4 pseudogenes are annotated in these 2,811 nt (G+C 32.8%); all 4 read left to right on the top strand.

The features are described 5' to 3' along the window. Positions 1-661 (top strand): annotated as a pseudogene (locus tag F6K20_RS32735) (HARBI1 family protein); the annotation flags it as partial. A gap of 80 nt (positions 662-741) precedes the next feature. Beyond that, positions 742-1,158 (top strand): annotated as a pseudogene (locus F6K20_RS32740) (IS4 family transposase); the annotation flags it as partial. Positions 1,159-1,212: 54 nt separating this feature from the next. After that, positions 1,213-2,442: pseudogene (locus F6K20_RS32745) on the top strand (IS630 family transposase). Positions 2,443-2,498: 56 nt separating this feature from the next. After that, positions 2,499-2,811 (top strand): annotated as a pseudogene (locus F6K20_RS32750) (IS4 family transposase); the annotation flags it as partial.

The raw sequence follows: 2,811 nt of genomic DNA on the forward strand, positions 1-2,811 counted from the left end.
ATTAGAACAAGTAAAAAAGTGCGAAGAAGAGTCGGAGATAATTCGGGAAGCTTTGACTGAATATGAGTTAATAGTAGATAGCGCTGAACAAGTCAGAGAAAGACCAAAAGATTATAATCAGCAAAAAAATTTCTATTCTGGTAAGAAGAAAAGTCATACATTTAAAAACCAAACGGTGCGCGCCTCCAAGGGCGAGTAAATCGCCCTTGGGTCGCACCGCTTTATTGTGTTGCCAAAAGGGGAAGATATTGTGGACGTAGTGGTGGGTAAACCTGGCCCCAAAAGTGATATAAATATTTGTCGGGAAAGTTTAAAAAAATTTGATGATAAACAACGACTGAGTGGAGACAAAGCTTATATAGAGGTGCGACCCAAGGCCGGGTTCCCCGGCCATTGGAAAGCGCACCTTGGAGAAGAACAAATAAAAACTCCCCATAAAAAACCAAAAAATGGTGAATTAACCTCACAGGAAAAGAAATATAACAAGCTATTATCTTCAAACAGAATATTTGTAGAACACGTAATTAGATTGGTGAAAATTTTTAAAATAGCGGGAGAAAGGTTTCGCCTAAATTCTAGTAAATATTCTGAGGTAATTTTGACAATATGCGGTTTGGTAAGATTGAGAACAGGAGCTGGGGGGGCGACAAGCGCCCTGTAACCCTTGATATATATTAAATTGAGCGAATTATGGTAAAAAAAGATAGGTCAGAAATTGTCAAGACGACCTATCAATTTAAAATGCTACCAGAATTATATCAAAAACATCTAAAAAATCTACTTTCCGAATCTCAATTATTATTTCTTAACCTTGTAGTCATTATTATACAAGATACCAAAAATGTTAAACTTGAAAAAATCGCAGAGTCATTACCTTTACCCATTCAATTTAGATCAAGACGTAAAAAGTTGCAGAGATTTTTGTCCTTACCAATATTTCAAATAAAATCCTTGTGGTTTCCAATTATTAGAGAATGGATATTTCAAAGATTTAATAAACAGCAGAAAATTTATTTAGCCCTCGATAGAACTAATTGGAAGGACAAAAATTTATTGATGATTAGTCTAATTTATAAAAATCGAGCAATCCCAATTTATTTTGAACTTCTTTCAAAACTTGGTTCAAGTAATTTTTCAGAGCAAAAAAAAATTATAAGCTGTTGCGCATTTAAATTGGGTATAATAGAGTTAACAACAATTCCATAAAAAAAGATGCCAGCTAAAAATCATCTCACATCAGAGCAAAAACCAAAAATTCAAAAAGCTCTAAAAATAGAAGAAAATGGATATATTAGAGAGAGACTTCTGATCTTGCTATTATTAAATGATGGCAAAACACAGCAAGAAATTGCTAATTTTATTGGCTGCTCAAAAAATAAAGTTTGTTACTGGTGTGTCCACGGAGACCCAGATAACTTAGAAACCCTTAAAGATCAAAGAATGAAAGGTAATCATCAAAAAGCTACAGATAAGTACATAGATATTTGATTAGATACGGTCGAAAAAGAACCACAAGAATTAGGATATGAATTTGGGCGATGGTCAGCCCAAAGATTAGCAACCTATTTAGAAAAAGTAACAGGAATTAAATTAAGTGGATCACAAGTGCGAAGGATATTAGAAAAAAAAAAGTACGTTTACGTCTGGTCAAAGTATAGCTTAGAATCGAAGAGAGATTCTGAAAAAAGAAAAGCATTCAAAGAAAAATTATCCGAATATTTAAAAATAGAAAAAGAAAACCCAGAGCTTTTACAGGTATGGTTTTGGGACGGGGCTTTCAAGGTGGCGACGCAGGTTCGCCACACAGCCCCTCATGAGAGTGGTTTCAGTTTAAGAGTAATAAGGAGGAAAAACTGGTGTAAAAAGGGGAAGCGAAAAAAAGTCAGAGGAGACAGAAGAAAAGGCAGAGTAAATGTAATGGGAGCTTTACGATATTCAGATAAGAAAAGATTTGTAGATTTTCTTAAAAAAAGCAATAGTAAAAGTTTTTATGAAGTCTTAAAGCTTTTTTATGAAGAGCTAATCAATGAATGGATAAAAGCAGGTAATAAAAAAGAATACTTTGTTAAAAAAGGACCAAAAATAGTAATTATTTTGGATAATGCTAGTTTTCATAAGAAAGCCGAATATATCGATAAAATAGAAACTGAAATGCCTAATAGACATCTCCAAAAATTAACCTCAAACCCTTGCACTGCCTGGGTCAAAACCGAGTTTCTGGAGATGTCTAATATACATTTAGAGTATTTGCCAAAATATAGCCCAGACTATAACTTAATTGAATTAGTTTGGCATTCAGCTAAAGAATATATTGCTAATCGTCTTTTTGAATCTATCGAAGAGTTATAAATTTTGCTCAATCATCTTTTAAATGAAGGAGGATTAGTTATTAAATGGGATCGAAAAATTAAAAATCAAGGTAATGCTGTTATCACAGCTTAAATGCATAACAGCTTATCAACTATTATAGGGCTATTTGATAGCTATGATGTTGTCAAGGAGACCGAGAATTTTGTTCAGTAAAATTGGCTAAATGGCTAGATACACAAGGTTTTACATTTTGTTTAAGACTAAAAGAATCGGAAAAAATTGAACTTAATAATTCGGGTTGGATTTCCTTAAAAAATTGTGGATTAAAACCGGGAATATCTTTATTTTTTGAAAATGTAAAAGTGACAAAAAATAAACAAATTGCTGGATTTAATATCGCCTGTAAATGGAAAAAGAGTTATCGAAAATCCGTAACAAAAGAAGGTTGGTTTATTATAACAAATATGAGCAGTACCTCGGAAGCAATTGCTGCTTATAAAA

This window comes from Moorena sp. SIO2C4 (genome assembly GCF_010672485.1).
In the GTDB taxonomy this organism is placed as follows: domain Bacteria; phylum Cyanobacteriota; class Cyanobacteriia; order Cyanobacteriales; family Coleofasciculaceae; genus Moorena; species Moorena producens.